The sequence below is a fragment of the Streptomyces sp. NPDC002232 genome, from assembly GCF_042890295.1.
GTDB lineage: Bacteria > Actinomycetota > Actinomycetes > Streptomycetales > Streptomycetaceae > Streptomyces.
The window spans coordinates 405703-428990 of the sequence record NZ_JBIARV010000005.1 but is presented as its reverse complement, the minus strand read 5'-3'; the positions used below and the strand labels follow the sequence as shown (position 1 = coordinate 428990).

Below are 23288 nucleotides of genomic sequence, written 5' to 3'. Positions count from 1 at the left end.
CGGAGTCCCTACCGGCGCTTGCCGCCGCCCTCGCCGAGCAGGCCGGCCTTGCGGAGCGCGTCCGCCATCGCGCTGTTGGCCGGGGCGGGCGCGGCCGAACGGTCCCGGGCGCCCCGGTCCCCCCGGTCGTTCCGGTTGCCGCCGTCGGACCTGCGGCCTCCGCCCTGGCGCTGCTGCGGCGGCCGGCCGGAGCGCTCGCCCCGGTCGCCGCGCTCACCCCGGTCGCGCCGGGGCGAGCCGCCCTGGCCGTCCGCGACCGCCTCGTCGTCCAGCCGCAGCGTCAGCGAGATCCGCTTGCGCGGGATGTCCACGTCCACGACCTTCACCTTCACCACGTCGCCGGGCTTCACCACGTCGCGCGGGTCCTTGACGAAGGTCTTCGACATCGCCGACACGTGGACCAGGCCGTCCTGGTGCACGCCGACGTCCACGAACGCGCCGAACGCGGCCACGTTGGTGACGACGCCCTCCAGCACCATCCCGGACGCCAGGTCGCCGATCTTCTCGACGCCGTCCTTGAAGGTGGCCGTACGGAACGCCGGACGCGGGTCGCGGCCCGGCTTCTCCAGCTCCCGCAGGATGTCCGTGACGGTGGGCAGGCCGAAGGTCTCGTCGACGAAGTCGTCCGCCCGCAGGGAGCGCAGCGTGCCCGTGTCGCCGATCAGCGCCGCGACCTCGCCGCCCGTCGACTTCACCATCCGGCGCACCACCGGATACGCCTCCGGGTGCACCGAGGAGGCGTCCAGCGGGTCGTCGCCGTTCCGGATGCGCAGGAAGCCCGCGCACTGCTCGTACGCCTTCGGTCCGAGCCGGGCCACGTCCTTCAGCGCCCGCCGGGAGCGGAAGGGGCCGTTGGCGTCCCGGTGCGCCACGATGTTCTCCGCGAGGCCGGAGCTGATGCCCGAGACCCGCGAAAGCAGCGGAGCGGAGGCGGTGTTGACGTCCACCCCGACACCGTTCACACAGTCCTCGACGACCGCGTCGAGCGAGCGCGAGAGCTTCACCTCGGCCAGGTCGTGCTGGTACTGGCCGACGCCGATCGACTTGGGGTCGATCTTCACCAGCTCGGCGAGGGGGTCCTGGAGCCGGCGCGCGATGGAGACGGCGCCGCGCAACGACACGTCCAGGCCGGGGAGTTCCTGGGAGGCGAAGGCCGAGGCCGAGTAGACCGAGGCGCCGGCCTCCGAGACCATGACCTTGGTCAGCTTCAACTCGGGGTGCTTGGCGAGCAGTTCGGCGGCCAGCTTGTCGGTCTCCCGGGAGGCCGTGCCGTTCCCGATCGCCACCAGCTCGACCGCGTGCTCCTTCGCGAGCCGCGCCAGCCTGTCCAGCGCCTGGTCCCACTTGTTGGCGGGGACGTGCGGGTGGATCGTGTCGGTGGCGACGACCTTGCCGGTCGCGTCGACGACGGCGACCTTCACGCCGGTACGGAAGCCGGGGTCGAGCCCCAGCGTCGCCCGGGTACCGGCCGGGGCGGCGAGCAGCAGGTCCCGCAGGTTCGCCGCGAAGACCCGGACCGCCTCGTCCTCGGCGGCCGTCCGGAGCCGCAGCCGCAGGTCGATCCCGAGGTGCACCAGGATCCGGGTGCGCCAGGCCCAGCGGACCGTGTCCTGGAGCCACTTGTCACCGGGGCGGCCCCGGTCGGCGACGCCGAAGCGGCCCGCGACGATCCCCTCGTACGAGGAGGGGCCCTCGGTCGCCTCCTCCGGTTCGAGCTCCAGGGAGAGGGCGTCCTCCTTCTCGCCGCGCAGCATGGCGAGCACCCGGTGCGAGGGAAGCGCCGTGAACGGCTCGGCGAAGTCGAAGTAGTCGGCGAACTTCGCCCCCGCCTCCTCCTGGCCCGCGCGGACCTTCGCGACCAGCCGGCCCCGGCCCCACATGCGCTCGCGCAGCTCGCCGATGAGGTCGGCGTCCTCGGAGAACTTCTCGGCGAGGATCGCCCGCGCGCCCTCCAGGGCCGCGGCGGCGTCCGTGACGCCCTTGTCGCCGTCCACGAAGGCCGCGGCGGCCGCCGCGGGCTCGACGGACGGGTCGGCGAGCAGGCCCTCGGCCAGCGGCTCCAGACCGGCCTCGCGGGCGATCATGGCCTTCGTCCGCCGCTTCGGCTTGAACGGCAGGTAGATGTCCTCGAGGCGCGCCTTGGTGTCGGCGGCCAGGATGCTCGCCTCCAGCGCGTCCGTCAGCTTGCCCTGCTCGCGGACCGAGTCGAGGACCGCCGACCGGCGGTCCTCCAGCTCGCGCAGATAGCGCAGCCGCTCCTCCAGGGTGCGCAGCTGCGCGTCGTCGAGCATCTCGGTCGCTTCCTTGCGGTAGCGCGCGATGAACGGCACGGTCGAACCGCCGTCGAGGAGCTCGACGGCTGCCCTCACCTGTCGCTCGCGTACGCCGAGCTCCTCGGCGATCCTTGCTTCGATGGACGTCGTCACGGTGTCCCGACTCGCCTTCTCGTGCCTCAAGCTTGCGAGTGCATTGTGCCGGGTCCGTCACCCGGACGCGGCAACCGACCCGTCCCGCGCGCGTCCCCGGAGCGTCCGGCCGGGCCCGCCGGCCGGGCTCAGCCCTTGCCGACCAGGTCCGCCGGGAAGGCGCCCGCGCCCGCCGCGGCGAACAGGAAACCCCGGCCCAGCTCGGTGAGGCGCTCGACCCCGGCCGCGCCGAGGTGCTCGTACGGCGCGGAGTCCAGCCGGTCGGTGTGTTCCTCAAGATCGGCGCGCAGGGCCGTGCCCGACTCCGTCAGCTCGCCGTCCGTACCGAGGAGCCCGCGCTCGCGCAGCCGCTCCGTCGCCGCCTCCCAGTCGGCGCGCCCCCAGCCGCGCGTGCCGAGGACCCAGCGGGGGGCCATCCCCTTGCCGGTCGCGGTGTGGGAGGCGAGGGCCTCGACCGGGTCGAGGCCCGCGGAGAGCAGCGCCGAGAGGTGGCCGTCGCCGCGGTGTTCGCGGAGCAGGGTGGCGGCGTACCAGTAGGCGAGGTGGGGCTCCTCGGGCACCGGGAGGTCGGCGTTGGCGGAGTACAGGGGCCGGGCGTGCCGGGTGCAGGCCTCGGTGGCGCGCAGGGCGAGCCCGGCCGCCTCGGCCATCTCCGGGGAGGACACGGCCTCGTCGCCGAGCAGCCGGCGCAGGGTCGCGTCGACGGCCCGCAGGCGCGCGTCGAGGACCTCGGCGGGGGAGGCGGTCTCCCAGACGGCGGGGAGGTGCTCGGCGAGGAGGGCGTGGTTGTAGTTGTAGAAGGTCGCGGCGACCGCGCCCGCACCCACCGCACCGAGCGCGGCACTGCGCGCGGCGAGTCGCATGGCGCCCGGCTCGGAGAACCCGAGCGCGGTGAACTCCCGGTCCAGGTCGGGCGAGAAGTACAGGGTGGAGTGGAGCGGATTCAGGGCGTTGTGGCAGCGGCGTCCCGCGCGCGGAGGCAGTGCGTTCGTCATGACCGGTACGTTACCGACTGGTCGGTACGACAGGAACGGCCGGGCGGGTCCGGAACGGGCAGGGGCGGGCCGGCCGACGGCACGTGCGGACCGCCCGGCCGGCGGCGGGCCGCCACAGGCCGGGCCCCGGGGCGCGGGGTGGCCCCGGCCCCGCCGCAGCGGGTCCGAGGTGGCGCGACGGACGGCCCCGGCCCCGCTGAGCGGGCGGTGGCACGCGGGGCAGCCCCGGGTCCCCGCCCGCCGCAACGGCGCGACCGACCATCCCCCGCGTCGCGGACCCCGCGCCCCGATCCGGACGGGGTGTCGCCCCGCCCGGAGCCCCGCCGATGGCAGGAAACGTGGGATCCCCGTCGTTGCGGACGTGCGCCGGGCCGCGAAGGATGGAGGCATGCCGCAGCGACCCGTTCTCGTCGTCCTCTTCGACGATGTCCAGAGCCTCGACGTCACCGGCCCCGTCGAGGTCTTCGCCGGGGCCGCCCGCGCCGCCGGGGATCCGGCCGCGTATCCGGTCCGCACCGCCTCCCTGGACGGCGGACCGGTCCGTACGCACAGCGGGCTGCGTCTGCTCCCCGACACCACCCTCGACGCCGCCGTCGCCGACGGACCCCCGCACACCCTGGTCGTGCCCGGCGGCGAGGGCACCCGCGCTCCCGACCCGGCCCTGATCGACTGGCTGCGCGCGCACGCCCCCCGGGCCGAGCGGCTGGTCTCCGTCTGCACCGGGGCGCTGCTCCTCGCCGAGGCCGGGCTCCTCGACGGGCACCGGGCCACGACCCACTGGATCGCCTGCGACCACCTCGCCCGCCGGCACCCGGCCGTCGACGTGGACCCCGACCCCATCTTCGTACGGGACGGACGGCTCTCCACCTCCGCCGGGGTCACCGCCGGCATCGACCTGGCCCTCGCCCTGGTCGAGGAGGACCTCGGCCGTGACGTCGCCCTCACCGTCGCCCGCCACCTCGTCGTCTTCCTGCGCCGCCCCGGCAACCAGGCCCAGTTCAGCGCCCAGCTCGCCGCCCAGACCGCCCGCCGGGAGCCGCTGCGGGACCTCCAGCAGTGGATCACCGAGCATCCCGGCGAGGACCTCTCCGTGGAGTCGCTCGCGGCCCGCGCCCGGCTCTCGCCCCGCCACTTCGCCCGCGCCTTCCACGCGGAGACCGGTACCCCGCCCGGCCGCTACGTCGACCGGGTCCGCCTCGAACACGCCCGCCGGCTCCTGGAGGAGACCTCGGGCGGAGTCGAGGAGGTCGCCCGTGCCTCGGGCTACGGCACCCCCGAGACCATGCGCCGCGCCTTCCTGAAGGCGCTGGGCACCGGTCCCGCGGAGTACCGCCGCCGCTTCCACGCGCCCGTCACCTGAGAGGAACCACCGATGCAGATCGCCGTCCTGCTCTACGACCGCTTCACCACCCTCGACGCCGTCGGCCCCTACGAGCTGCTCGCCCGCCTTCCCGGCGCCGAGACCGTCTTCGTGGCCAAGGAGACCGGCCCCGTCAGGAACGACCAGGGCAGTCTCGCGCTCGTCGCCGACCGGACCCTCGCCGAGGTCCCGCGCCCGGACATCGTCCTGGTCCCCGGCGGCCCCGACGCGCGGGTCGCCATGAAGGACCCGGAGATCCTCGACTGGCTCCGCGCCGCCGACGCCACCAGCACCTGGACCACGTCCGTCTGCACCGGCTCGCTGATCCTCGCGGCGGCGGGCCTGCTCGACGGCCGCCGGGCGACGACCCACTGGCTCGCCCGCGACGAACTGCGGGCGCTCGGCGTCGCGCCCACCGGCGAGCGGGTCGTCTTCGACGGGAAGTACGTCACGGCGGCCGGCGTCTCCTCCGGCATCGACATGGCGCTGCACCTGCTCGGCCGCATCGCCGGGGACGAGACCGCCCAGACGATCCAGCTGCTCACCGAGTACGACCCGCAGCCGCCGTACGACGCGGGCTCGCCGGAGAAGGCCCCGGCCTCGGTCGTCGCGCACTGGCGGGGACGGTCCGCGGAGTCGCTCCGGCGGGACTGAGGCTCAGAGCCCGTACGTGAACCGGGGCGCGCGGCGCTCCAGGAAGGCGGCGACCCCCTCGGCGGTGTCGCCGCTGCCGCGCGCCTGCTCCGCCCAGTGGTCGTCCCGGTCCGCGCGTCCGTCGGCGAACTCCTTGGCCGCGGCCTGGGTGAGCAGCGAGCGCGAGGCGAGCAGCCGGGCGAACTCGGCCACCCGCTTGTCCAGCGCGCCCGCCGGGTGGAGCTCGTCGACGAAGCCGGTGCGCAGCGCCCGCTCCGCCTCCATCAACTCACCGGAGAAGAGCAGGTACTTGGCGGTCGAAGGGCCGACGAGCGTGGTGAGCCTGCGGGTCGAGGAGGAGGGGTAGACGATGCCGAGCTTCGAGGGTGTGATCCCGAAGCGGGCGCCCTCCTCGGCGAAGCGCAGGTCGCAGGCGGCGGCGAGCTGGCTGCCGCCGCCGACGCAGAAGCCGCGGACGGCGGCGAGGGTCGGCTTGGGGAAGGCCGCGAGGGCCTCCTCGGCCCGTACCGCGAGCGTCTGCTGCTCGTCCCCCGGCTCGCGCAGCGCGGAGATGTCGGCGCCGGCGCAGAAGGTGTCGCCCTCGCCGGTGAGGACCAGGACCCGGACGGCGGGATCGGCGGCGAGCCGGTTCAGGACGCCGGGCAGGGCGCGCCACATCCCGGCGCTCATCGCGTTGCGCTTGGCGGGGTTGGCGATGACGACGGTGGCGATCCCGTCCGTGACGCTGTCCTTCAGCTGCGGCTCCATGGGCCGGATGCTATCCGCCGGGTCCGGACGTGTGATCGGGAGGCGGGTGGGACGCCGGTAGGGTGGTCTCGTCGACGTCGGCCGGGGGCCCGCACCTCAGCCCTCAGAATGCGTACAGGAACAGTCGAACAACTGACCTTGGCATACTCACCCGATCAGAAGGTGGCCGATAAGTGTCGACTTCTGGTCAGTAGGTCGGTCTGCGCCCGCGCATTGCCAAGACTCGATCCGTGGCGAGAATCGAGCACGAGGGTGGGAACGGGACCGTGGAGACCCACGGAGGCGTCCCCGCCCGGCAACCGTCCTACGAAGGAGTCTGGCGCTTCACCGCTGCCGCGGTCGACGTCTCCGTCCCGCAGGCCCGGCACGCCGTACGCGACCTGCTGGTCCGTCAGGGAGCCCCCGTCCATGAGGAGATCATGGACGGCCTGCTGCTGATCGTCTCCGAGCTGGTGACCAACGCCGTGCGGCACGCGGCGCTGCTCTCCCCGGAGATAGCGGTGGAGGTCGCGATCGGCCCCGAGTGGGTCAGGGTGTCGGTCGAGGACAACCATCCCTACCGCCCCAAGGCCCTGGAGGCGGACTGGGGGCAGACCGGCGGCCGGGGGCTCCTCCTGGTCCGGGAGATCGCCCAGGAGGCGGGCGGCGCCTGCGACGTCGAGCACACCGCGAGCGGCGGGAAGATCATCTGGGCGGCGCTGCCCCTCGGACCCGTCTGACGGTGCGGCCGGGCATGCCGCGCGGGGTCCGGCCGGGCCCCGGCCCCGATGGCACCGGGGCCGGGAGGCGCGCCGGGCGCGCCGGTGGTCACCAGCCCCCGGAGGGGCCCGTCAGCTCCCTGATGGCCGGACGCGCCGCGTCCAGGACCGTCATGAACCAGGCGGAGAACGGGGCGGCCGCGTGCCGCTCCACCAGTTCCCCCGCGGTCACGAAGGCGGTGGACTCGATCTCCTCCGGGTCCGGCCGGGGATCGGCCTGCACCAGGCCGACGAAGAGGTGGTTGAACTCCTGCTCCACCAGGCCGGAGGCCGGGTCGGGGTGGTTGTAGCGGACGGTGCCGGCCTCGGCGAGCAGCGTCGGCGAGACGCCGAGCTCCTCGAAGGTCCGCCGGGCCGCCGCGGCGAACGGCGCCTCGCCCGGGTAGGGGTGGCCGCAGCAGGTGTTCGACCAGACGCCGGGGGAGTGGTACTTGCCGAGCGCCCGCCGCTGGAGCAGCAGCCGGCCCGAAGCGTCGAAGAGGAAGACGGAGAAGGCGCGGTGGAGCTGCCCCGGCGCCTGGTGCGCGGCGAGCTTCTCCGCGGTGCCGATGGTCCTCCCCTCCTCGTCGACCAGTTCGAGCATGATCGGCGCCGGGGCTCCGGACGGCTGGACACCGTTCGACGTGATCTCCGGCGAGATCTGAGCCGCGGTGGCTGGTGTGGTCGGCATACCCATCCTTCGCATCGGTCCTCGGCCCATGGGGGCCACCACAGTCTGCCGTACAAAAGCGGCTTGTCCGTACTTCGGCGGCCGGACGTGGTCGCTCCCACCGCACCGGAGTACAACCGGCGCGGCGGGAGCGGGACGACGCGAGGAGGCACTACACCCCGAAAGGCGCCGGATAGGCGAGCGTCCCCCGGGGGACGTCCGCGGAACCGTCCAGGACGAGCGCCATCATGGCCTCGTCCGGGACCTCGAAACCTGGCCTGATTCCATATGCGGACGCCCGTACGAACCCGAACCGCGGGTAGTACTCCGGATGGCCCAGGACGAGGACGAGCTCCTCGCCGCGCAGCCGTGCCGCGTCGAGCACCGCCCGGACGACGGCCTGCCCGGCCCCCGTCCGCTGGTACGCGGGAGCCACCGAGACCGGGGCGAGCGCGGCGGCGGGAGCGCCGTCCACCAGGCAGCGGGTGATCAGCGCGTGTGCCGCGACCGTTCCGTCCGGCGCCTCGGCCACGTACGACAGGCCCGGCAGCCAGGCGTCGTCGACGCGCAGCGCCTCGACCAGATCGGCCTCGGCCTCGGAGCCGAAGGCCGCGGCCACCAGCGCGTGCACCGCCTCGACGTCCCCGGAGGTCTCCGGGCCGGTGGGCCAGCGGGGGTCGGCGGGCCGCAGGACGAAGCCCGCGTACCCGTAGTCGGCACCGTGCTCGCGCCGCAGCGCGATCTCGGCCCGGGCCCCGGCCACCGCCTCGGCCATGCCGGGGACGGTGGTGTCCGCGGCGTCGGCGCGCGCGGCGAGCGGGCCGTAGTACGCGTCCCAGTCGCCCTCGGGCTGCGGGAACGTCCCCAGGACGTGGTAGCCGGCCGCGACGGCCGCCTCCGCGTTCCCGGCGACGGTACGGAGGGGGTAGTGGCCCTCCCAGAAGGCGCGGGCCGCCGGGCCCGGCTCCCCGGTGGTCCAGACGCACTCGGTGAGCACCAGGGTGCCGCCGGGCGCGAGGAGCCTGCGCCAGGCGGTCAGGGCCCGGTCGAAGCCGAGGACGAAGACCGAGCTCTCGGCCCAGATCAGATCGAAGGAGCCGTCCGGGAAGGGCGGCTCCGCCATGTCGGCGTTCAGGGTGCGGACCGCACCGCCGAGGCCACGGGCGGCGGCGGCCTCCCGCAGCTCCGCGAGGAACGGCTCGTGGGTGTCGACGGCGGTCACCTCGGCGCCCGCCTCGGCGGCCAGGAGCAGCGCGGAGCGACCGGGGCCGCAGCCCAGGTCGAGCACGCGCGGGCGCTCCGGGAGCGGTCCCGCGAGCGCGAGGAGCCGACGGGTGGTGGTGTCGGAACCGGGGCCCTGCCGCGGCAGACCGTGGTGCAGGGCGAAGAAGGAATCGTGCAGAGCGTTGTCGGACAACGTGGAAACCCTTGGTGAGGAGGGTCCCGGCCGACGACGTGACGTACCGGTGGGAAGACCGGGATCAGGTCAGCCGGAGACCCGGAGGCTGAGGGACGACCGGGCGCTGCCGCACGGGGCAGCCTCCATAGCGACGGTCATCAACCCCAGCTCCTCTCCACACGTGTTCGTACGAACAGACTAACAGGTGGGGGTGCGGCCTCAGAGGCAGAGCTTCGCCTCGTGCTCCGCGTGCCCGGCCGGCTCCAGCTGGAAGGTGCAGTGCTCCACGTCGAAGTGGGACCCCAGGCAGCCCTGGAGGGAGTGCAGCATCTTCTCGTGTCCGACCGAGTCCAGCGCGTCCTGGTCCACGACCACGTGCGCGGAGAGCACCGGCATCCCGGAGGTGATCGTCCAGGCGTGCAGGTCGTGCACGTCCTCGACGCCCGGCAGGGCCAGGATGTGCGCCCGGACCTCCGCCATGTCGACGCCCTTGGGCGCCGCCTCCAGGAGCACGTCCAGGGTCTCGCGCAGCAGCTTGAGCGTGCGGGGGACGATCATGAGGCCGATCGCGATCGAGGCGATCGGGTCGGCGTACTGCCAGCCCGTCGTCAGGATGACCGTGGACGCGATGATCACGGTGACCGAGCCCAGGGCGTCCGCGAGCACCTCCAGATACGCCCCGCGCACGTTGAGGCTCTCCTTCTGGCCCCGCACGAGCAGCGACAGCGAGATCACGTTGGCCACCAGGCCGACCACGGCGAAGGCGATCGCCAGGCCGCCCTTGGTCTCGGCCGGCTCGACGAACCGCTGGATCGCCTCGTACAGCACGTAACCGCCGACCACGAGGAGCAGCAGGCAGTTGGCGAGCGCCGCCAGGATCTCGGCCCGGGCGAAGCCGAACGTGCGGTTCCCGGACGGCGGCCGGTTCGCGAAGTGGATCGCCAGGAGCGCCATCGCGAGGCCCACGGCGTCGGTCGCCATGTGCGCCGCGTCCGCGATCAGCGCGAGCGAGTCGGCCACCAGACCGCCGACGATCTCGATCACCATCACGGAGAGCGTGATGCCGAGCGCGATCCGCAGCCGGCTCTTGTACGCGGCCCCGGCCGTTCCCGTGGGCGGCGGGCCGCCGTGGCTGTGCCCGTGGTCGTGTCCAGCCCCCATGACAAGGCCTCCCGGTCGTGTCGTCTGTGTGCCCCGATTCGCAAGTGAACTACGGGTGGGGGGTATGTGCAACACGGTGTTGAACACCGTTGTCATAGTCTCTGACCTGCGATGACATCGAACGGCGGGGATCCGGCCAGGGGGCCGCCCGGAGGGGGTTCGCGGGGCGGCCGGCCGATCGGCCATGATGATCTCCGCGGACACCGCGCACCCGGACGGACACGGACGGTCCCGGGGGCGTCCTGACGGAGAAGCCTCGGTGAACTCACGCTCCGTTCATCCGATAGCCTCAGCCGACGTGTCGCCGCCCGGTGCCCGGCCACACCGCCGCGCCCGGGGCCGCCCTGGCCCCGCCGGCCCCTCCGTCAGCTCCAAGGAGTGAGTTCGTCTGTCGACCGCCATCCTCACCGGCCCGCCGGCACCCGGCTCCTCGCTCGACGGAGATCTGCGGTCGCTCGGCTTCGACGTCCGGATCGCCTCCGGTCCCCAGGAGGCCGGCGCCCTGCTGGCCGCCGTCCCGGCGGGTGAGCGCGTCGCGCTCGTCGACCCCCGGTTCGTCGGTCACCTGCACGCGCTGCGCCTCACGCTGACCGACCCCCGCTTCCCCGCGGCCGCCGCCCCCGGCGCGCTCACCGCGCAGCGCGAGGCCCGCCCCGCGCTCGCCCGCGCCCTGGCCGCGGCCTCCGCGACCACCGGCACCGCCGCCACCGGGACGCTCACCGACGGCCTCACCGACGCGCTCGCCGACGCCCTGGACGCCGACGGCGTCGCCGTGCACCGTCCCCAGCTCGGCACCCTCGTCGCCACCGTGCCCGCCGACGCGGAGGCCCGCCACGAGGCCCGGGCCGCCGTGGCCGCCGTCGACGACGAGGCCGTACGCCTGCGCTCGGCCGTCAAGGCGCACGACGGCTTCTTCACCACCTTCTTCATCAGCCCGTACTCGCGCTACATCGCCCGCTGGTGCGCGCGCCGCGGCCTGACCCCCAACCAGGTCACCACCGCCTCGCTGCTCACCGCGCTGATCGCGGCGGGCTGCGCGGCGACCGGGACGCGCGGCGGCTACGTCGCCGCCGGCGTCCTCCTCCTGGTCTCCTTCGTCCTCGACTGCACCGACGGGCAGCTCGCCCGCTACGCGCTCAAGTACTCGACGATGGGCGCCTGGCTCGACGCCACCTTCGACCGGGCCAAGGAGTACGCCTTCTACGCGGGCCTCGCCCTCGGCGCCGCCCGCGACGGCGACGACGTCTGGGCGCTCGCGCTGGGCGCGATGGTCCTCATGACCTGCCGGCACGTGGTGGACTTCTCGTTCAACGAGGCCAACCACGACGCCAAGGCCAACACCAGCCCGACGGCCGCCCTGTCCAGCAGGCTCGACGGCGTCGGCTGGACCGTCTGGGCCCGCCGCATGATCATCCTGCCGATCGGCGAGCGCTGGGCGATGATCGCCGTCCTCACGGCCCTCACCGAACCCCGGATCGTCTTCTGGGCCCTGATCGTCGGCTGCGCCTTCGGCGCCTGCTACACCACGGCCGGCCGCGTCCTGCGCTCCCTGACCCGCAAGGCGAAGCGGACGGACCGGGCCGCCCAGGCGCTCGCCGACCTCGCGGACTCGGGCCCGCTGGCCACGATCGCGGGACGGATCTTCGGCCGGGCCGGACTCGCGCTGCTCCCCGGGTTCGTCCTCGCGCTGATCGCCGCGGGCACGCTGATCGCCGCGGTCCTCGGCCGGCCCTTCGGGGACGGCGGGACCGTGGTCGCGGCGGCCCTGTACGTGATGTTCGCGGGCGCCGCCGTCGCCCGGCCCCTCAAGGGCGCCCTCGACTGGCTCGTCCCCCCGCTCTTCCGCGCCGCCGAGTACACCACCGTCCTCGTGCTCGCCGCCCGGAGCGACTCCCCGCACGCCCTTCCCGCCGCATTCGGGCTGGTCGCGGCCGTCGCCTACCATCACTACGACACGGTCTACCGCATCCGCGGCGGCACCGGCGCGCCGCCCGCGTGGCTGGTGCGCGTCACCGGCGGACACGAGGGGCGCACGCTCCTGGTGACCGTCCTCGCCGCCCTGCTGGCGGACCGCGGCGACGACTTCACCCTGGCACTGACCGCGCTGGCGGCCGCCGTCGCGCTGGTGGTGCTCGTGGAGTCCATCCGCTTCTGGGTCTCCTCCGGAGCACCCGCCGTTCACGACGAAGGAGAAACAGCATGATCGGCCTCGTACTGGCAGCCGGTGCCGGACGGCGTCTGCGCCCCTACACCGAGACGCTCCCGAAGGCCCTCGTGCCCGTGTCCGGCGAGGGCACCGAGAACGAGCTGACCATCCTCGACGGCACCCTCAAGAACTTCGCCGAGATCGGTCTCACCGAGGTCGCGATCGTCGTCGGCTACCGCAAGGAGGCCGTCTACGCCCGCAAGGAGGCGCTGGAGGCCAAGTACGGCCTGACCCTCACCCTCGTCGACAACGACAAGGCCGAGGAGTGGAACAACGCCTACTCCCTGTGGTGCGCCCGTGAGGTCCTCAAGCGCGGTGTGATCCTCGCCAACGGCGACACCGTCCACCCGGTCTCCGTCGAGAAGACCCTGCTCGCCGCCCGCGGCAAGGGCCAGAAGATCATCCTCGCCCTCGACACGGTGAAGAACCTCGCCGACGAGGAGATGAAGGTCATCACGGCCGAGGGCAAGGGCGTCCAGCGCATCACCAAGCTCATGGACCCGGCCACCGCCACCGGCGAGTACATCGGCGTCACCCTCATCGAGGCCGAGGCCGCCGAGGAGCTCGCCGACGCCCTGAAGGCCACCTTCGAGCGCGACCCCGACCTCTACTACGAGGACGGCTACCAGGAGCTCGTCAACCGGGGCTTCACCGTCGACGTCGAGCCCATCGGTGACGTCACGTGGGTGGAGATCGACAACCACGACGACCTCGCGAAGGGCCGTGAGATCGCGTGCCAGTACTGACTCGGCTGATCCCCTCGCCGGTCGTCGTCGACATCCGCCGGGGAGCACTGGACGACCTGTCCGTGCTCCTCGCGGACCAGCGGATCTCCAGCAACGGCAAGATCGCCGTCGCCATCAGTGGCGGCTCGGGCCTCAAGCTGCGTGACCACTTCGCCCCCGAGCTGCCCGGCGCCGACTGGTACCCGGTCGCGGGCGGCACGATCGACGAGGCCGTCAAGCTCGCCGACGCCATGCGCGGCAAGCGGTACGACGCCGTGGTCGCGCTCGGCGGCGGCAAGATCATCGATGTGACGAAGTACGCGGCGGCCCGGGTCGGGCTGCCGCTGGTGGCCATCGCCACCAACCTGTCGCACGACGGGATCTGCTCGCCGGTGTCCACCCTGGACAACGACAACGGGCGCGGCTCCTACGGCGTGCCCACCCCGATCGCGCTGGTCATCGACCTCGACGTGATCCGGGACGCCCCCGTGCGGTACGTCCGCTCCGGCATCGGCGACGCGATCTCCAACCTCTCCGCCATCGAGGACTGGGAGCTCTCGCACCGCGAGACCGGCGAGCCCGTCGACGGCCTGGCCGCCGCCATGGCCCGCAGCGCCGGTGAGGCGGTGCTCCGCCACCCCGGCGGCGTGGGCGACGACGACTTCCTCGTCACGCTCTCCGAGGGCCTGGTGATGTCCGGCATCGCCATGTCCATCAGCGGCGACACGCGCCCCTCCTCCGGCGCCTGCCACGAGATCAGCCACGCCTTCGACCTGCTCTACCCGGCACGCGCGGCCAGCCACGGCGAGCAGTGCGGCCTCGGCGCGGCCTTCGCGATGCACCTGCGCGGCGCCCGGGAGGCCTCCGGCGTGATGGTCGAGACCCTCCGCCGGCACGGCCTGCCCGTCCTGCCCGAGGAGATGGGCTTCACCGTGGACGAGTTCGTCCGCGCGGTGTCCTTCGCCCCGCAGACCCGGCCGGGCCGCTTCACCATCCTCGAACACCTCGACCTGTCCGACGACGAGATCAGGGACGCGTACGGCGACTATGCCAAATCCATCGGTAGCTGAGGTCCGTCCCGCACGGAAGCCCTCGGTGGCGGAACTCCGACCGGTCGTCCACCCCCCGGGTGTGAAGGACCGGCGCAGCGGCGAGCACTGGGGCGGCCGCCTCTACATGCGGGAGATCTCGCTCAGGATCACCCGGCAGCTCGTCGGCACCAGGGTGACGCCGAACCAGCTCACCTACGTGATGACGCTCGCGGGCGTCCTCGCCGCACCGGCCCTGCTGGTGCCCGGGATCCCGGGGGCGCTGCTCGGCGCGCTCATGGTCCAGCTCTACCTGCTGCTCGACTGCGTCGACGGCGAGGTGGCCCGCTGGAAGAAGCAGTTCTCGCTGGCCGGCGTGTACCTGGACCGGGTCGGTGCCTACCTGTGCGACGCGGCGGTCCTCGTCGGCTTCGGCCTGCGCGCCGCCGACCTGTGGGGCTCCGGCCGGATCGACTGGCTGTGGGCCTTCCTGGGCACCCTCGCCGCCCTCGGCGCCATCCTGATCAAGGCGGAGACCGACCTCGTCGGCGTCGCCCGCCACCAGGGCGGACTGCCGCCGGTCAAGGAGGCGGCGTCCGAGCCGCGCTCCTCCGGCATGGCGCTGGCCCGCCGGGCCGCCGCCGCGCTCAAGTTCCACCGGCTCGTCCTCGGCATCGAGGCCTCGCTGCTCATCGTGGTCCTGGCGATCGCGGACCAGATCCGGGGCGACCTCTTCTTCACCCGGCTCGGCGTCGCCGTCCTCGCCGGCATCGCGCTGCTCCAGACCGTGCTCCACCTGGTGTCGATCATGGTCTCCAGCAGGCTGAAGTGAGGCCGGCCGTCAGCACGCCGCTCCGGGTGGGCGCCGTCATCATCACGATGGGCGACCGCCCCGACGACCTCGCCGCGCTCCTCGACTCGGTCGCGCGGCAGGAGGGCGACCCGATCGAGGTCGTCGTCGTCGGTCAGGGCACCCCGGTCACCGGGGTGCCCGACGGGGTCCGGACCGTCGACCTGCCCGAGAACCTGGGCATCCCCGGCGGCCGGAACGTCGGCATCGAGGCCTTCGGACCCGGCGGCACCGACGTCGACGTCCTGCTCTTCCTCGACGACGACGGGCTGCTGGCCCACACGGACACCGCCGAGCTGGTCCGGCAGGCCTTCACCGCCGACCCGCGCCTCGGCATCATCAGCTTCCGGATCGCCGATCCCGAGACCGGGGTCACCCAGCGCCGGCACGTGCCGAGGCTCCGCTCGGCCGACCCGATGCGCTCCTCGCGGGTGACCACCTTCCTGGGCGGCGCGAACGCCGTCCGCACCAAGGTCTTCGCCGAAGTCGGAGGTCTGCCGGGCGCGTTCTTCTACGCGCACGAGGAGACCGACCTCGCCTGGCGCGCGCTCGACGCCGACTGGATGATCGACTACCGTTCCGACATGGTGCTGCTGCACCCCACCACAGCCCCCTCCCGCCACGCCTCGTACCACTTCAACGTGGCCCGCAACCGAGTCTGGCTGGCACGCCGCAACCTGCCCGCGCCCCTGGTGCCGGTCTACCTCGGCGTCTGGCTCCTGCTCACCCTGGCCCGGCGGCCCTCGCTCTCCGCGCTCAAGGCGTGGCTCGGCGGATTCCGCGCGGGCTGGACGACTTCCTGCGGACCGCGCCGCCCCATGAGGTGGCGTACGGTGTGGCGGCTGACCCGGCTGGGTCGCCCCCCGGTCGTCTGACATCGTGGTACCCACACGTGCCGCGCATCTTGAACACGAAAGTTTCGACTGTGAGTGACACACACCTGGGCGGGGCGGTCGCGACGAGCGCGCCTCCGTCCTCCGTCGACGAGGGCCTGGAGCCGGCCGCCCTCGCCGCGAAGTACGGCCTCGCCGTCAGCGGCGCCCGGCCGGGTCTGTTCGAGTACGTCCGCGATCTGTGGAGCCGACGCCACTTCATCGTGGCCTTCTCCTCCGCGAAGCTGGCCTCCCAGTACAGCCAGGCCAAGCTCGGCCAGATCTGGCAGGTGGCGACCCCGCTGCTGAACGCCCTGGTCTACTACCTGATCTTCGGGCTCATCCTGAACGCCGGCCGGGGCATGTCCAAGGGGGTCTACATCCCCTTCCTGGTCACCGGCATCTTCGTGTTCACCTTCACCCAGAACTCGGTCATGGCCGGTGTCCGGGCGATCTCCGGGAACCTGGGCCTCGTCCGCGCGCTGCACTTCCCGCGCGCCACCCTCCCGATCTCCTTCTCGCTCCAGCAGCTCCAGCAGCTGCTGTACTCGATGATCGTGCTCGTGGCGGTCGCCGTGGCCTTCGGCAGCTACCCCTCCCTCCGGTGGCTGCTCCTGATCCCCGCGCTGCTGCTCCAGTTCGTGTTCAACACGGGCCTGTCGATGATCGTGGCCAGGATGGGCGCCAAGACGCCCGACCTCGCCCAGCTGATGCCCTTCGTCATGCGCACCTGGATGTACGCGTCGGGCGTGATGTTCTCGATCCAGACGATGCTCGCCGACAAGCCGGCGTGGATCGCGGACGTCCTCATGTACAACCCGGCGGCGGTCTACATGGACCTCATCCGCTACGCCCTCATCGAGGGCTACGGCGCGGAGAACCTGCCGGCGCACGTCTGGATCACCGCCCTCGCCTGGGCCGTGCTCTTCGGCATCGGCGGTTTCGTCTACTTCTGGAAGGCCGAGGAGAGGTACGGACGTGGCTGACACGAACCAGGGCGACGTCCCCACCGTCATCTGCGACGACGTCCACATCGTCTACCGGGTCAACACCGGCGGCGGCGGCAAGGGCAGCGCCACGGCGGCGCTCAGCCGGATCGTCGGCCGGGGCAAGGCCGAGGTGTCCCGGGGCGTCCGCAAGGTCCACGCGGTCCGCGGCGTCACCTTCACCGCGTACCGGGGCGAGGCCATCGGCCTCATCGGCACCAACGGCTCCGGCAAGTCCACCCTGCTGCGCGCCATCGCCGGACTGCTCCCCACCGAGAGCGGCAAGGTCTACACCGACGGGCAGCCCTCGCTCCTGGGCGTCAACGCGGCCCTGATGAACGACCTCACCGGCGAGCGCAACGTGATCCTCGGCGGTCTCGCCATGGGCATGAGCCGCGAGGAGGTGCGCTCCCGCTACGAGGACATCGTCGACTTCTCCGGCATCAACGAGAAGGGCGACTTCATCAGCCTGCCCATGCGGACGTACTCCTCCGGCATGGGCGCCCGGCTCCGCTTCGCCATCGCCGCGGCCAAGAACCACGACGTCCTCCTCATCGACGAGGCCCTGGCGACCGGTGACCGCAAGTTCCAGATCCGCTCCGAGGAGCGCATCCGCGAGCTCCGCAAGGAGGCAGGCACGGTCTTCCTGGTGAGCCACAGCAACAAGTCCATCCGGGACACCTGCGACCGGGTGCTCTGGCTGGAGAAGGGGCAGCTCCTGATGGACGGCCCCACGGACGAGGTCCTCAAGGCGTACGAGCGCGAGACCGCGCGCTGAGCCCGGGAGACGCGCCCCGCGAGGAGCCCCCGCCGGATGCATCCGGTAGGGGCTCTTCCGGTTTTCGCGCGTCGCGTCCCCACCCGGAATGTTCATGCGGTTAACTTCGGGCAGGATGAGCCCATGGCAGCGACCTCGGCGGGAAAGACCTACCACCACGGCGACCTGCGCAACGCGCTGATCTGCGCGGCCGTCGACCTCGCCGCCGACGGCGGCCCCGAGCGGGTCGTCCTGCGCGAGGCGGCCCGCCGGGTCGGCGTCTCGCCCACCGCCGCCTACCGGCACTTCGACGGGCGCGGGGAACTCCTCCGCACCGTCAGGGCGCACGCCCGGCGGGAGCTCGCCGCGGCCATGGAGCGGGCCGCCGCCCGCGAGCCCGGCGCCGACGACCCCGTCCTCGCCGCCGAGCGCCGCGTCACCGCCCTCTGCCGGGGGTACGTCGGCTTCGCGGTGGAGCAGCCGGGCCTCTACCGGGCCGCGTTCTGCGCCCCCCGCCCCGCCCCGGGAGCCGAGTGCCCCCAGGACCGGCCGGCCGCCGAGCCCGAGGTCCGCGCGTTCACCCTGCTCAGGGAGGCGCTCGAAGCGCTCGCCGCGCTCGGCGCCGCGCGGCCGGACACCCGGACCGCCACCGGCGCCGCGGCGTGGTCCGCCGTGCACGGACTGTCACTCCTCCTGGTGGACGGGCCCCTTCGGTGCCTCTCCGCCCAGGGCCGGAGCCTCGCCGTCGAGGCGACCCTCGCCATGGTGGTCTCCGGGGCGGGCGCCCGCTGAATCCGAAATTCCCTGCCGCGCCAGTGAGTTGGACGTCCGCGCGGGACGGACGCGCGACGCGCGCCACCCCGGAATGGCGAAGGTCGTCGTACAACGTAAGCTGGACCGGTCTGTTTCGCGGCAAGTAGGGCGATACCCCGCGGCCATCGGGCCCCGCGGCGGCGGCCCTACGGGCAGGGGTCGGCGGCGTGTCCGAAATGGGATGGATTGGATCGGCAGTGTAGAACGGGAGACGTGACGGCCATGACGCAGATTCTCCAGCTCCACGAGGGTGTCGCCGTCCCTCCGTCAGGAACCGCCCAGTGACGGGGACCAGGCAGGCGCGCACCGACGCCTCCTCACGCGCCACACTCGGCAAGGCCGCGGACGAGAACTTCCCCGTGGCCCCCTTCTTCCTGCCCCGCGCCTGGCGCGACGACCTCATGGCCGTCTACGGCTACGCCCGGCTCGTCGACGACATCGGCGACGGCGACCTCGCCCCCGGCGGCGCCGACGCCCGCCACCTCGGCGTGCGCCCCGGCGACGAGGAGGACCGGCTCGTCCTCCTGGACGCCCTGGAGGCCGACCTCCACCGGGTCTTCGGCGGCACCCCGCACCACCCCCTGCTGCGGGCCCTCCAGCCGACGGTCCGCCGGCGCGGGCTCACCCCCGGCCCCTTCCTCGGCCTGATCGCCGCCAACCGGCAGGACCAGCTGGTCCGCCGCTACGAGACGTACGACGACCTCCTCGCGTACTGCGAGCTCTCCGCCAACACCGTCGGCCGGCTCGTCCTCGCGATCACCGGCACCGACACCCCCGAGCGGATCCGGCGCTCCGACGAGATCTGCACCGCGCTCCAGCTCGTCGAACACCTCCAGGACGTCGCCGAGGACCTCGCCCGCGACCGGATCTACCTGCCCGCCGAGGACCTCAAGCGCTTCCACGTGACCGAGCGCGACCTCGCCGAGCCCACCGCCGGAGCGTCCGTGCGGGCCCTGATCGCCTTCGAGGCCGAGCGCGCCCGCGCCCTCCTGCACGCCGGAGCCCCGCTCGTCGGCAGCGTCCACGGACGGCTCCGCCTCCTCCTGGCCGGATTCACCGCCGGAGGCCTCGCCGCCCTCGACGCCGTCACCGACGCCGGGTACGACGTCCTGGCCGGCCCACCGAAGTCCACCAAGCCGAGCCTGATGCGCCAGGCGGGAGCGGTACTGCTCCGGGCGCGGAGAGAGGGGTGAGCGCGACCGTGGAGGCACAGCTCCAGCCGTCCGCACCGGTCCAGGCCGCCTACAGCTACTGCGAGGCGGTCACCGGCGGGCAGGCCCGCAACTTCGCCTACGGGATCCGGCTGCTCCCCGCCGAGAAGCGGCAGGCGATGTCCGCGCTGTACGCCTTCTCGCGGCGCGTCGACGACATCGGCGACGGCACGCTCGCACCCGGGGAGAAGCGGGAGCGGCTCGAAGCGACCCGGGACGTCCTCGACCGCATCCGCAAGGGCCTCGTCGAGGAGGACGACACCGACCCCGTCGCCGTCGCCCTCGCCGACTCGGCCCGCCGCTTCCCGATCCCGCTCGCCGGTCTCGACGAGCTCATCGACGGCGTCCTCATGGACGTGCGCGGCGCGACCTACGAGACCTGGGACGACCTCAAGGTCTACTGCCGGTGCGTCGCCGGAGCCATCGGCCGCCTCTCCCTCGGCGTCTTCGGCACCCAGCCCGGTGCCCACGGCGTCGACCGCGCCGGCGAGTACGCCGACACCCTGGGCCTCGCGCTGCAACTCACCAACATCCTCAGGGACGTACGCGAGGACGCCGGGAACGGGCGCACCTACCTGCCCGCCGACGACCTCGCCAAGTTCGGCTGCTCGGACGGCTTCGGCAGCGACACCCCCGGCCCCGGGGCCGACTTCGCCGGGCTCGTCCACTTCGAAGTGCGGCGCGCCCGCGCCCTGTTCGCCGAGGGCTACCGGCTCCTTCCCATGCTCGACCGGCGCAGCGGAGCCTGCGTCGCCGCCATGGCCGGGATCTACCGGCGCCTGCTCGACCGGATCGAGCGCGATCCCGGGGCCGTCCTGCGCGGCCGCGTCTCCCTGCCGGGACGCGAGAAGGCGTACGTCGCCGTGCGCGGGCTCTCCGGCCTCGACACCCGCCACATCGCGCGCCGCACCGTCAGGAGGCGCGCCTGATGCGGCCCGGCGCGCCCGCCCGCCGCGCAACCCCGGGAGCCGTCCCGGCGTCCCTGCCGGAGGCACCCCCGCATCCGACCGCGACGACCCGAACGGAGGCCGCGTGAACGACGAAGGAACCGGACGGAACACCCCGCCGGGCACGACGGGCGGCCCCGGCACGGACGCACCCGGCGCCGTGGGGTCCCGAGCCGGCCGTGGCACGAGCGGCGAGGCCGCCGGCCGGACCGGCGGCGCGCGGCCCGCCGCCGTCGTCGTGGGCGGCGGGCTCGCCGGGATCACCACAGCGCTCCGGCTCGCCGAGAGCGGCGTCCGGGTCACCCTGCTCGAAGGCCGGCCCCGGCTCGGCGGCCTCGCCTTCTCCTTCCGCCGGGGCGACCTGACCGTCGACAACGGCCAGCACGTCTACCTGCGCTGCTGCACCGCCTACCGCTGGTTCCTCGACCGGGTCGGCGGCACCGCGCTCGCCCCCCTCCAGGACCGGCTCGACGTCCCCGTCCTCGACGTCGCGCACCCCCGCGGCCCCCGGCTCGGACGGATCCGCCGCGACGAGCTGCCCGTGCCGCTGCACCTCGCGCGCAGCCTCGCCACGTACCCGCACCTCTCGCTCGCCGAGCGCGCCTCCGTCGGCCGGGCCGCGCTCGCCCTGAAGAAGCTCGACCCCGCCGACCCGGCGCTCGACGGCATCGACTTCGCCACCTGGCTCGGCCGGCACGGCCAGTCCCCCCGGACCGTCGAGGCCCTCTGGGACCTCGTCGGCATCCCCACCCTCAACGCCCCGGCCCCGCGGGCCTCCATGGGGCTCGCCGCGATGGTCTTCAAGACCGGACTGCTCTCCGAGCCCGGCGCCGCCGACATCGGCTGGGCCCACGTCCCGCTCGGCGAGCTCCACGACACCCGCGCCGCGAAGGAGCTCGACGCCCTCGGCGTCCGCACCGCCCTGCGCACCAAGGCCGAGCGGATCTCCCGCACCGGCGACGGGCGCTGGGCCGTCGACGTGCCGGGGGAGCGGATCGAGGCCGACGCGGTGGTCCTGGCCGTGCCGCAGCACGAGACCCACGGCCTGCTGCCGGACGGCGCCCTCGACGACCCCGACCGGCTCCTCGACATCGACAACGCGCCCATCCTCAACCTGCACGTGGTCTACGACCGCAAGGTGCTGAAGCGGCCCTTCTTCACGGCCCTCGGCTCCCCGGTGCAGTGGGTCTTCGACCGCACCGACTCCTCCGGGCTCACCGGCGGGGGCCAGTACCTCGCCGTCTCCCAGTCCGCCGCCCAGGGCGAGATCGACGCGCCCGTCGCCGCCCTGCGCGCGAAGTACCTCCCCGAGATGGAACGGCTCCTGCCCGCCGCCCGCGGCGCGGGGATCCGCGACTTCTTCGTCACCAGGGAGCGGACGGCCACGTTCGCCCCCACCCCGGGCGTCGGCCGGCTCAGGCCAGGCGCCCGCACCGGGGCCCCGGGGCTGTATCTGGCCGGGGCCTGGACCGCCACCGGCTGGCCCGCGACCATGGAGGGTGCCGTCCGCAGCGGTTTCAGCGCCGCGAGCGCCGCGCTCTCCGCCCTCGGCCGCCGCCACGACCACCCGCTTCAGGAGGCGGTATGAGTGTGAGTACCGGAACAAGAGGAGAGACCGTGCCGACAGTGCAGCCGGGACAACCGGCCGTCGACACCGCGGACGTGTCCGCACTGCTGGAGCGGGGGCGGACCCTGTCCACCCCCGTACTGCGGGCGGCCGTCGACCGCCTCGCGCCGCCCATGGACACCGTGGCCGCCTACCACTTCGGCTGGATCGACGCGCAGGGCAACCCCGCCGACGGCGACGGCGGCAAGGCCGTCCGCCCGGCGCTCGCCCTGCTGTCCGCCGAGGCCGCGGGCGCCGCGCCCGAGGTCGGCGTCCCCGGCGCCGTCGCCGTGGAGCTCGTGCACAACTTCTCGCTGCTCCACGACGACCTGATGGACGGCGACGAGCAGCGCCGCCACCGCGACACGGTGTGGAAGGTGCACGGCCCCGCGCAGGCGATCCTCGTCGGCGACGCCCTCTTCGCCCTCGCCAACGAGATCCTGCTCGAACTCGGCACCGTCGAGGCCGGCCGCGCCACCCGCCGGCTGACCACGGCCAGCCGCAAGCTCATCGACGGGCAGGCCCAGGACATCTCCTACGAGCACCGCGAGCGGGTCACCGTCGAGGAGTGCCTGGAGATGGAGGGCAACAAGACCGGCGCCCTGCTCGCCTGCGCCGTCTCCATCGGCGCCGTCCTCGGCGGGGCCGACGACCGCACCGCCGACAAGCTGGAGGAGTACGGCTACCACCTCGGCCTCGCCTTCCAGGCCGTGGACGACCTCCTCGGCATCTGGGGCGACCCGGAGGCCACCGGCAAGCAGACCTGGAGCGACCTGCGGCAGCGCAAGAAGTCCCTGCCGGTCGTCGCCGCCCTCGCCGCCGGCGGCGAGGCCTCCGAGCGGCTCGGCGAACTCCTCGCCGCGGACGCCAAGTCCAATGACTTCGACACCTTCTCCGAGGAGGAGTTCGCCACCCGCGCGGCCCTCATCGAGGAGGCCGGAGGACGCGAGTGGACCTCCCAGGAGGCCCGCCGCCAGCACGCGATCGCGATCCAGGCCCTGGACGAGGTGGACATGCCCGCCCGCGTGCGGGCCCAGCTCGTCGCCCTGGCCGACTTCGTGGTCGTACGGAAGAGATGATCACCATCACCCTGATATGAGTTCGCGGTCGCCGGCCGGTGCCCTCCGGCGCCGGCCGA

General features: G+C 73.5%; 21 protein-coding genes. 15 read left to right on the top strand and 6 right to left on the bottom strand.

The features are described 5' to 3' along the window. Positions 1-8: 8 nt before the first annotated feature. Together ACFYXU_RS24965 and ACFYXU_RS24960 are read right to left on the bottom strand one after the other, a co-directional pair. Complete coding sequence (locus tag ACFYXU_RS24965; RefSeq protein ID WP_389460021.1) at positions 9-2426, bottom strand: Tex family protein; 2418 nt, start codon at positions 2424-2426, stop codon at positions 9-11. Positions 2427-2554: 128 nt separating this feature from the next. Continuing rightward, positions 2555-3421, bottom strand: coding sequence for a hypothetical protein (locus ACFYXU_RS24960; protein WP_389460019.1), 867 nt, complete (start codon positions 3419-3421; stop codon positions 2555-2557). A 388-nt stretch (positions 3422-3809) separates the two neighbouring features. Between ACFYXU_RS24960 and ACFYXU_RS24955 the strand changes: the two genes are divergently transcribed. Together ACFYXU_RS24955 and ACFYXU_RS24950 are read left to right on the top strand one after the other, a co-directional pair. After that, positions 3810-4781 carry a GlxA family transcriptional regulator gene (locus tag ACFYXU_RS24955; protein WP_389406301.1) on the top strand — a complete coding sequence of 324 codons (972 nt, stop codon included), beginning with the start codon at positions 3810-3812 and terminating at the stop codon, positions 4779-4781. 12 nt (positions 4782-4793) lie between these two features. Further along, positions 4794-5435 carry a DJ-1/PfpI family protein gene (locus ACFYXU_RS24950; protein ID WP_389460017.1) on the top strand — a complete coding sequence of 214 codons (642 nt, stop codon included), beginning with the start codon at positions 4794-4796 and terminating at the stop codon, positions 5433-5435. 3 nt (positions 5436-5438) lie between these two features. Here the strand turns inward: ACFYXU_RS24950 and ACFYXU_RS24945 are convergent, their stop codons facing one another. Further along, complete coding sequence (locus ACFYXU_RS24945; protein WP_389460015.1) at positions 5439-6182, bottom strand: enoyl-CoA hydratase/isomerase family protein; 744 nt, start codon at positions 6180-6182, stop codon at positions 5439-5441. Positions 6183-6448: 266 nt separating this feature from the next. Here ACFYXU_RS24945 and ACFYXU_RS24940 point away from each other — a divergent pair, with 266 nt between their 5' ends. Next, a complete protein-coding gene (locus ACFYXU_RS24940; protein ID WP_329853958.1) occupies positions 6449-6901 on the top strand; it encodes an ATP-binding protein in 453 nt (150 codons plus the stop codon). A gap of 88 nt (positions 6902-6989) precedes the next feature. On the opposite strand, the gene idi is transcribed toward ACFYXU_RS24940, so the two are convergent. The 3 genes from idi to ACFYXU_RS24925 form a co-directional block, all read right to left on the bottom strand. Beyond that, positions 6990-7610 carry an isopentenyl-diphosphate Delta-isomerase gene (gene idi / locus ACFYXU_RS24935; RefSeq protein WP_376511003.1) on the bottom strand — a complete coding sequence of 207 codons (621 nt, stop codon included), beginning with the start codon at positions 7608-7610 and terminating at the stop codon, positions 6990-6992. 151 nt (positions 7611-7761) lie between these two features. Next, entirely contained in the window at positions 7762-9006 is a 1245-nt protein-coding gene (locus ACFYXU_RS24930; RefSeq protein WP_389460013.1) for a GNAT family N-acetyltransferase, read from the bottom strand. 201 nt (positions 9007-9207) lie between these two features. Next, complete coding sequence (locus tag ACFYXU_RS24925) at positions 9208-10149, bottom strand: cation diffusion facilitator family transporter (RefSeq protein WP_376511006.1); 942 nt, start codon at positions 10147-10149, stop codon at positions 9208-9210. A gap of 388 nt (positions 10150-10537) precedes the next feature. Here ACFYXU_RS24925 and ACFYXU_RS24920 point away from each other — a divergent pair, with 388 nt between their 5' ends. The 12 genes from ACFYXU_RS24920 (at position 10538) to ACFYXU_RS24865 (ending at position 23229) form a co-directional block, all read left to right on the top strand. Further along, entirely contained in the window at positions 10538-12352 is a 1815-nt protein-coding gene (locus ACFYXU_RS24920; RefSeq protein WP_389406460.1) for a DUF5941 domain-containing protein, read from the top strand. Next, complete coding sequence (locus ACFYXU_RS24915) at positions 12349-13101, top strand: phosphocholine cytidylyltransferase family protein (RefSeq protein WP_329853761.1); 753 nt, start codon at positions 12349-12351, stop codon at positions 13099-13101. The genes ACFYXU_RS24920 and ACFYXU_RS24915 overlap by 4 nt, the downstream gene beginning before the upstream one ends. Beyond that, the gene (locus tag ACFYXU_RS24910) at positions 13089-14150 is read left to right on the top strand and encodes an iron-containing alcohol dehydrogenase family protein (protein WP_329853760.1); all 1062 of its coding nucleotides are present in this window, start codon (positions 13089-13091) and stop codon (positions 14148-14150) included. Before ACFYXU_RS24915 ends, ACFYXU_RS24910 begins: the two co-directional genes overlap by 13 nt. Continuing rightward, positions 14128-14940 (top strand): CDP-alcohol phosphatidyltransferase family protein, encoded by an 813-nt coding sequence (locus ACFYXU_RS24905; RefSeq protein ID WP_329853759.1) that lies wholly within the window; start codon positions 14128-14130, stop codon positions 14938-14940. The genes ACFYXU_RS24910 and ACFYXU_RS24905 overlap by 23 nt, the downstream gene beginning before the upstream one ends. A 47-nt stretch (positions 14941-14987) precedes the next feature. Continuing rightward, positions 14988-15833 (top strand): glycosyltransferase family 2 protein, encoded by an 846-nt coding sequence (locus ACFYXU_RS24900; protein ID WP_389406459.1) that lies wholly within the window; start codon positions 14988-14990, stop codon positions 15831-15833. A 50-nt stretch (positions 15834-15883) separates the two neighbouring features. Continuing rightward, positions 15884-16816 (top strand): ABC transporter permease, encoded by a 933-nt coding sequence (locus ACFYXU_RS24895; protein ID WP_376511010.1) that lies wholly within the window; start codon positions 15884-15886, stop codon positions 16814-16816. Further along, positions 16809-17594 (top strand): ABC transporter ATP-binding protein, encoded by a 786-nt coding sequence (locus ACFYXU_RS24890; protein WP_329853757.1) that lies wholly within the window; start codon positions 16809-16811, stop codon positions 17592-17594. Before ACFYXU_RS24895 ends, ACFYXU_RS24890 begins: the two co-directional genes overlap by 8 nt. A 123-nt stretch (positions 17595-17717) precedes the next feature. After that, positions 17718-18365, top strand: coding sequence for a TetR/AcrR family transcriptional regulator (locus ACFYXU_RS24885; RefSeq protein WP_376511012.1), 648 nt, complete (start codon positions 17718-17720; stop codon positions 18363-18365). A gap of 302 nt (positions 18366-18667) precedes the next feature. Then, positions 18668-19579 carry a squalene synthase HpnC gene (gene hpnC, locus ACFYXU_RS24880; RefSeq protein ID WP_389406297.1) on the top strand — a complete coding sequence of 304 codons (912 nt, stop codon included), beginning with the start codon at positions 18668-18670 and terminating at the stop codon, positions 19577-19579. Further along, a complete protein-coding gene (gene hpnD / locus ACFYXU_RS24875) occupies positions 19576-20526 on the top strand; it encodes a presqualene diphosphate synthase HpnD (protein ID WP_376511016.1) in 951 nt (316 codons plus the stop codon). The genes hpnC and hpnD overlap by 4 nt, the downstream gene beginning before the upstream one ends. Positions 20527-20782: 256 nt before the next feature. Further along, a complete protein-coding gene (hpnE, locus tag ACFYXU_RS24870; RefSeq protein WP_389460547.1) occupies positions 20783-22132 on the top strand; it encodes a hydroxysqualene dehydroxylase HpnE in 1350 nt (449 codons plus the stop codon). Next, positions 22129-23229 carry a polyprenyl synthetase family protein gene (locus ACFYXU_RS24865; protein WP_329853753.1) on the top strand — a complete coding sequence of 367 codons (1101 nt, stop codon included), beginning with the start codon at positions 22129-22131 and terminating at the stop codon, positions 23227-23229. The genes hpnE and ACFYXU_RS24865 overlap by 4 nt, the downstream gene beginning before the upstream one ends. Positions 23230-23288: the final 59 nt, after the last annotated feature.

Excerpts from the sequence above, each read along its gene's own strand:
- ACFYXU_RS24960 (WP_389460019.1), bottom strand. The coding sequence starts at position 3,421 with ATGACGAACGCACTGCCTCCGCGCGCGGGACGCCGCTGCCACAACGCC.
- ACFYXU_RS24955 (WP_389406301.1), top strand. The coding sequence starts at position 3,810 with ATGCCGCAGCGACCCGTTCTCGTCGTCCTCTTCGACGATGTCCAGAGC.
- ACFYXU_RS24950 (WP_389460017.1), top strand. The coding sequence starts at position 4,794 with ATGCAGATCGCCGTCCTGCTCTACGACCGCTTCACCACCCTCGACGCC.
- ACFYXU_RS24945 (WP_389460015.1), bottom strand. The coding sequence starts at position 6,182 with ATGGAGCCGCAGCTGAAGGACAGCGTCACGGACGGGATCGCCACCGTC.
- idi (WP_376511003.1), bottom strand. The coding sequence starts at position 7,610 with ATGCCGACCACACCAGCCACCGCGGCTCAGATCTCGCCGGAGATCACG.
- ACFYXU_RS24925 (WP_376511006.1), bottom strand. The coding sequence starts at position 10,149 with ATGGGGGCTGGACACGACCACGGGCACAGCCACGGCGGCCCGCCGCCC.
- ACFYXU_RS24915 (WP_329853761.1), top strand. The coding sequence starts at position 12,349 with ATGATCGGCCTCGTACTGGCAGCCGGTGCCGGACGGCGTCTGCGCCCC.
- ACFYXU_RS24905 (WP_329853759.1), top strand. The coding sequence starts at position 14,128 with ATGCCAAATCCATCGGTAGCTGAGGTCCGTCCCGCACGGAAGCCCTCG.
- ACFYXU_RS24900 (WP_389406459.1), top strand. The coding sequence starts at position 14,988 with ATGGGCGACCGCCCCGACGACCTCGCCGCGCTCCTCGACTCGGTCGCG.
- ACFYXU_RS24885 (WP_376511012.1), top strand. The coding sequence starts at position 17,718 with ATGGCAGCGACCTCGGCGGGAAAGACCTACCACCACGGCGACCTGCGC.
- ACFYXU_RS24865 (WP_329853753.1), top strand. The coding sequence starts at position 22,129 with ATGAGTGTGAGTACCGGAACAAGAGGAGAGACCGTGCCGACAGTGCAG.